The organism is Thiolapillus sp. (assembly GCF_048562965.1).
In the GTDB taxonomy this organism is placed as follows: Bacteria; Pseudomonadota; Gammaproteobacteria; order Chromatiales; family Chromatiaceae; genus Thiolapillus; species Thiolapillus brandeum_A.
Genome location: NZ_JBHNMF010001671.1, coordinates 1 through 520 on the forward strand (window position 1 = coordinate 1; position 520 = coordinate 520).

1 protein-coding gene is annotated in these 520 nt (G+C 54.2%); it reads left to right on the plus strand.

Going from position 1 to position 520, the window contains the following annotated elements; all coding sequences use genetic code 11:
* Nucleotides 1-139: 139 nt before the first annotated feature.
* On the plus strand, nucleotides 140-520 hold a 381-nt coding region (locus ACOCD2_RS26140; RefSeq protein WP_294079026.1), incomplete at its 3' end, for a hypothetical protein.

Here is a 520-nt window from a genome sequence, read left to right on the forward strand (position 1 = left end):
GGCTTCGGTTACAAAGCCTGCTGGGGTGAGCATCGCCCCGATCAACAATTCAATGAAGGTACCCACGGATCTCAGGGGTAGCGCTTCTGCCAAAAATGTTATCCAATAACACAGTTCGCGCAAGCGTGTCTTCGGCCTCGTGATAGATTTTGGGACATCCCAGTCCCCAAAATCGACTCGGCCTTTGACAACCTATTTGTGCCCCAGCCGTCCTGGTCACCAAGCACTACGCAACAACTTCGCAAGCTCGTTGCTGCTCCGTACTTGGCTCCCATATGACTGGACGCCGCGTTCGGAGGCCTACTTTGTTTTCCCTCTGGCGCAAGGCACGCCGGGAAAACAGTGCGGCCTCGCGGCTACTGGGGTCTACCAGCCTTCGCTTCGCTCTCCATGGCTGGCAGCGGGGGATACGGCTATATCCTTTCGCGTCCATAGCGGCCTCCAGAAGTTTGTGTTGATTTCTCTTCTGAGAGGCCGCGCCTTGCTATGTCAACTATTTTTTGAGATTTTTAGTGGTTTT